General features: G+C 72.9%; 2 protein-coding genes. Both read right to left on the bottom strand.

Going from position 1 to position 2,571, the window contains the following annotated elements:
- Nucleotides 1–92 precede the first annotated feature (92 nt).
- Nucleotides 93–1,706 carry a hypothetical protein gene (locus VNS22_RS23405; RefSeq protein ID WP_325736794.1) on the bottom strand — a complete coding sequence of 538 codons (1,614 nt, stop codon included), beginning with the start codon at nt 1,704–1,706 and terminating at the stop codon, nt 93–95.
- Nucleotides 1,703–2,571 (bottom strand): serine protease (locus tag VNS22_RS23400; protein WP_325736792.1); only part of this gene is annotated, 869 nt, incomplete at its 5' end. The genes VNS22_RS23400 and VNS22_RS23405, both read right to left, overlap by 4 nt.

The following is a 2,571-nucleotide window of genomic DNA, read 5'->3' as shown; positions in this document are numbered from 1 at the left end:
TCAAGCCGAAGTCCAGGAACTGGATCCCGGTGTTCATGACGAGGCTGGTAACTTCCGGAAAATGAACGAGCTTCTTCAACATCCAGCCAGTCTCATGGAATGCTGAACTCATACATGGAGCGGCGCTCCCCCGGAAGGATGCTTCCCTCGATCAGCCGCTCGTCCTCGCCTACGCGCACCCGCAGCACGAATGGCACGGGGCCGCTATTAGGCGGGCGGCTCTTGAAATTGTGCACCTCGATCCGGTAGCGGCCCGGCGGCGGCTGTTCCGGCCAGCTGACATTCTCGATCGGATTGGCGCTCAAGGCATCGTCCGCCACGTTGGCATCCACATCGAGCCTCGCCCGCCCGCAGCGTTGCTGCGGCTGCCCTTCGAGCTGGAAGTCGACCATCGTGCCGTTCGGGCAATAGACCCGCAGGTCGAGATCGCACGCCGCCTGCCATTGCAGGGTGACGGTGACCGGCCCGACCGTGCCGCCGGCCTCGGCCACCGCCTGGTCGAGCCGGGTGATCTGGCTGCGCCGCTCCTGCTCGCTGCCTTGCGGTTGCGGCTCGGGCGAAAGACCGATTGCCGGCTCCACCGGCCGCGATTGCCTTGGCGCCTGTGCGGCAGCGGGCGCCGGGCCGCCGGGGATCGGCTCGCAGCGGGGCAGTGCCGCCACCTGCTGCTGCAGGGCATGGAGCTGCCGTTCCAGATCCTCGCCCTCGCGACGCAGTTCGGCCAGGCCGGTGTCCGGGGCCTGGCAGGCCGCCAGGAACGGTACCAGCACGCCGCAGGTCGGCAGGAGTGCCAGCACGATCGCGGCCAGCAGCGCACCCAGCAGCAGCACCCAGGGCCACAGGCGCGCGCGGCCCGGCGGTGCGGCGGTCGCCTCCGGCCGCGGTGCCTCGGGCCCGGGCTCGTCGGGCACCGCCTCCGGCCGGAGCCGCGGTTCGGGCTGCAGCCATGGCGGCTCCTCCCGCGGCCCCGCGTATGGCTCGATGTACGGTTCGGCAGAGAGCGGCCGGTCCGGCTCGTCCGGTGCCGCGTCGCCCGTGCCGGGCAGGTCATCCGGCTCCGGCGGGTCGGCTGGCGCAGGAGCGGCCGGCAGCGCAGGTGGCACCGGCGCCACGCTGTCGGGAATCTCGTCCACAGCCGCGTCGTCCGGGGCCAGGCTGCCGGACGCCGTTTCTGCCGGCGGCTGGGGCAGGTGCAGGCGCAGTGCCTCGCCGCGCAGGAAGTCCTCGAGCGCCGCCAGTGGCGGGTCGGGCACGTCGTCGCGGGTTCCCCAGTTCACCAGCACCGGCTCGTCGCCCGAGGCGGTGCGGATGGCGAACAGGATCTCGCGGTCGGCGAGCGGGCCCGGGAACGACATCAACCGGTCCAGCGTCTCGCCCAGGCGCCGCTGGGCGGGCCGGCCGGACGCCTTGAACTCGGCCACCTTCGCCCGCATCGCCGCGAGCCGCGCCTCCACCGTCCGGATCAGCGCCCGCTTGGCCGCGTCGTCCAGGCCGCGATAGCCTACCACCTCGCCCTCGGGCTGGGCGAACCAGCTGGTCGTCCCCTCGCCCGGTACGGGCTCCGCGAACAGCCGGGCATAAGGATCGCCCAGATTGCTGCGCAGTGCCGCGTCGATCTCGTGCCAGGATTCCTGGATGCGCCGCCCGCCGATGCCGAGCGGGCGCAGGCCGGCGAACGTCGTCTCGCAGACGAACTGCCGGTTCATGGCTGGCCCTCCAGCCGGTACGGCCGGCACAGGTCGGAGGCGACCGCCACCTCGACGCCCGCCTCGGCCAGGAAGGTCGCCAGCGCCTCGGAGGCGAGCGCGTAGCTCATCTGCGCGACCTGCTCACGCTCGGTGCGGACGAACGTGTTCATGCCGACCACGCGGCCGCACTGGTCGACCAGCGGCCCGCCGCTGTTGCCGCCCGAGACCGACGCCGTGTGCAGGATCAGAGGCGTGCCGGCGGGCGACTGCCGCGCCGTGACCACGCCCTGGCTGACCGCCATCTCCGGCACCGCCGACCGGTCGCCGGCCCGCAGCCGCATGAAGCCGGCATCGGTGTCCATCACCAGTTTCGGAAAGCCCGCGGCCACCACGTTCTGCAGGCGGTCGGCCGGGGACGCCAGGCTGAGCGTGGCCTGCTCGCCGCCATCCTCGACCTCCAGCAGGGCGAAGTCCGGCCCGCCGATCTCGACCTTGGGCGAGCGCGCCAGCAACTTGGCCCGGGTGGCGCGGTTGAGCGCCTTGCTGGTGACCCAGATCTCGCCGGCGGGCGGGTCGCCCACCACGTGGAGATTGGTGACCACCAGGCCCGGGGCCACGAAGAAGCCGGTGCCGAACCCGCTGCCCTCCCGCTGGCCGCCGCGCGCCAGCACCAGCACGGTGGCCGCGTCCAGCAGGTCGGCCAGCGAGCGCCGCTCGGCCGGCGCTGCCGCCGGATCATGCACCGCCGGTGCCGCGATCCGCTCCACCGGCGGCGGCGGCAGGCTGGCATCGTCCGCATCGTTGGCCGGCACCGGGGCGCCGCCGGGGCCCTGGCGCATCAGCCGGTCGCCGGCCACGCAGACATTGCCGGAAAGATCCTGCT

Source organism: Geminicoccus sp., from assembly GCF_035556675.1.
GTDB lineage: Bacteria > Pseudomonadota > Alphaproteobacteria > Geminicoccales > Geminicoccaceae > Geminicoccus.
This window is presented reverse-complemented; position numbering and strand designations above follow the sequence as displayed.